3 protein-coding genes are annotated in these 2,362 nt (G+C 65.1%); 1 reads left to right on the top strand and 2 read right to left on the bottom strand.

The genetic code is table 11. The features are described 5' to 3' along the window. A partial coding sequence (locus EN939_RS30280; protein ID WP_164751354.1) for an aromatic amino acid lyase occupies positions 1-439 on the bottom strand: 439 nt, incomplete at its 3' end. Then, on the bottom strand, positions 436-1,437 hold the full coding sequence (locus tag EN939_RS30285) for an ornithine cyclodeaminase family protein (protein ID WP_127270888.1): 1,002 nt from the start codon (positions 1,435-1,437) through the stop codon (positions 436-438). The genes EN939_RS30285 and EN939_RS30280, both read right to left, overlap by 4 nt. 121 nt (positions 1,438-1,558) lie before the next feature. Here EN939_RS30285 and EN939_RS30290 point away from each other — a divergent pair. Beyond that, on the top strand, positions 1,559-2,362 hold an 804-nt coding region (locus EN939_RS30290), incomplete at its 3' end, for an MFS transporter (protein WP_127271329.1).

The following is a 2,362-nucleotide window of genomic DNA, read 5'->3' on the forward strand; positions in this document are numbered from 1 at the left end:
ACACCAGGTCACCGGCGCCGATCGAGCCGAGCGACGGCATGACGGGATGGACGCCGGCATTGAGCGCGTCGACCAAAGCGACGAAGACGGAAGGCGACAGGCCGGAGCCGCCGACCGACAGCATCGACGCACGGGCAAGCATGGTTGCCCGCACGGCTTCAACCGGCAGCACCTCGCCGACGGCGCCACTGCGTCCTTCCAGGAGCTGGCGCTGGAAGGCGCCGGCGTCGCCGTCGACCGCGGTGCCGAGATTGGCGCCGAGCCCGGTGTTCAGGCCATAGATCTGCTGGCCGGACGCGGCGGCCTGGTCGAGCACTTTTCGTGCCTTTTCCAGCCTGCCGATGACATCGGGTCCAATCTCCACCTTGCGCCCATCGCGGGCGACCGCGGCGACATCGTCAATACCGACGCCGGTTCCGGTGAGGACGAGCGCGCTCATGCGAAGCGCAGCCGCTGGCCGATGCCTTGCACTTGGGCCTTGGCCAGCATCGCCTTGCCCAGCGCAATGTCGGACAGCGACAGGCCGCGATGCCAGAACAGGATCGTTTCGGCGTCGCTTTCGCGCCCGGCTTTCAGACCGGCGGCGATCTGGCCAAGCTCGGCATGCAGCGTCTTCTCGCTCAGCCGCCCGGTCTCGACATGGGCGCGCAGCGAGCCAAACTTGCCGCCCTTGCACTGGCCCCAATCGTCGACGACCATTTTCTGCATGATATCGGTCAACGACAGTTCCACCGCGCTCATCGTGCCGTAGGGCACGACCAACGCGCCGGGCTTGATCCATTCGGTCTTGAGCAATGGCTGCGGCTCCGGCAACCGCGAGGCCTCGACGACAATGTCGGCGCCCTCGATGCAGCTTTTCCAGTCGGCGACCGCCGTCACCGTCTTGCCGAGATCGGCGGATAGTCTGGCGGCAAAACCGTCGCGGCTTTCCGGGCGGCGCGAATGGACGCGGATCTCGTCGAAATCGAAGAGATGGTCGAGCAGGCGGACATTCCAGTAGGCGGTGCCGCGCGCGCCGATATGGGCCAGCACTTTGGAATTCTTTCGCGCCAGATGCCTGGCGCCGATGGCGGTGACGGCGCCTGTGCGCATGTCGGTGATGACGGTGGCGTCGAGGATGGCGCGCGGCGCGCCGGTGCGCGGGTCGAACAGGTTGAGGATGCCGAATTCGGAAGGCAGGCCATGCAGGTAATTGTCGACATAGTCGCCGACGATCTTGACGCCGGCCGTGTCGAGCGGCGCGACGTAGCCGCGCAACACGTCGAAATGGCCGTGGAAGGACGGGTCCGGCTCGAGATGGACGCGCGGTTCGATCACCGTCTGGCCCCGGCCCTGCGCCACCAGGCCAGCCTCGACGGCAGCGATGATTTCGCCATCGGTCATGGCAAGGGCATCGATGTCGAGGGCATTGAGGTAGTCGATGTAGATGGGCTTCATGTTACGCGGACACTTTTCTCGGCCACCCCGTTCATCCCATAGCAGGCCAAGGCGGGACACGAAAGTTTGTTGCGAGGTCTCTGGACGCCGCCGGTGAGATGCTGTTCAAACCGGTTCCGTCATGACAGCCGTTCCCGAGACCGCAACCTTACCCGAAACGGCCACCAATGCGCGGCGCGTGGCGCTGATCGTCGCCATCGCGTTCTTCATGCAGTTTCTGGATTCGACGATCATCTCGACCTCGCTGCCGCAGATGGGGGCTTCCTTCGGCGTGTCGGCAGTGGCGATCAGCATCGGCATCACCGTCTACATGCTGACCATGGCCGTATTCGTGCCGCTGTCGGGCTGGCTCGCCGACCGGTTCGGCGCACGCAACATCTTCCTGCTGGCGATCGTCCTGTTCACCCTGGCCTCGCTTGCCTGCGGCGTCTCGCAAAACCTGACCCAGTTCGTCGCCGCACGTGTCGTGCAAGGGCTCGGCAGCGCGCTGATGACGCCGGTCGGGCGCATCCTGGTACTGCGTAATGCGTCGAAGTCGGAGCTGCTGAACGCCACGGCACTGATCACCTGGCCGGCGCTGTTTGCGCCGGTGATCGGGCCGGTGCTTGGTGGCTTCATCACCACCTATCTGTCCTGGCACTGGAATTTCTTCATCAACATCCCGCTTGGCGTGGTCGGGTTGGTGCTGGTCGCCCGCTTCATTCCGGGCGATCGCGAAGCCGACCCCAAGCCGCTCGACTGGCCGGGTTTTTTCCTGACATCGGCGGGGCTTGCCTTGCTTCTCTATGGCCTTGAACGCATCGCGCACCCGGAGGATGGCGTTTTACCGACGGTGCTGCTGGTCGTAGCCGGCATCGTCATCGGCTGGCTGGCGGTGCGGCATCTCAGGCGCGCGCCGCATCCGCTGCTCGATCTCTCCTCGTTC

Origin of the sequence: Mesorhizobium sp. M7A.F.Ca.CA.002.05.1.1 (assembly GCF_003998335.1) — a bacterium.
GTDB lineage: Bacteria > Pseudomonadota > Alphaproteobacteria > Rhizobiales > Rhizobiaceae > Mesorhizobium.